The sequence below is a fragment of the Pseudoalteromonas sp. SIMBA_162 genome (genome assembly GCF_046535955.1).
GTDB lineage: Bacteria > Pseudomonadota > Gammaproteobacteria > Enterobacterales > Alteromonadaceae > Pseudoalteromonas > Pseudoalteromonas marina.
In genome coordinates this window covers 1-251 of the sequence record NZ_JAWJBQ010000827.1, presented here as the reverse complement: position 1 = coordinate 251, position 251 = coordinate 1, and the positions used below count along the sequence as shown (strand labels likewise).

1 pseudogene is annotated in these 251 nt (G+C 61.0%); it reads left to right on the top strand.

From position 1 onward, the window contains the following. Positions 1-158, top strand: a pseudogene (gene eno / locus R0J88_RS21995) (phosphopyruvate hydratase); the annotation flags it as partial. Positions 159-251 lie beyond the last annotated feature (93 nt).

The window sequence follows — 251 nt, the reverse complement described above, 5'->3', positions numbered from 1 at the left end:
CCATCGCCGACCTCGCCGTCGGTACCTGTGCTGGCCAGATCAAGACCGGCTCTCTGTGCCGCTCTGACCGTGTCGCCAAGTACAACCGTCTGCTGGTGATCGAGCAGCAGCTGGGTGACGTGGCTTACAACGGCCTGAAAGAGATCAAGGGTCAGTAATCGCCTGTGATGTGAGGGGCTCAACGCCCAGCATCGCAGAGGTAACTTGCAACGGGGTCGTGCCTTCTGGCACGGCCCCGTTGTGCATTGCAG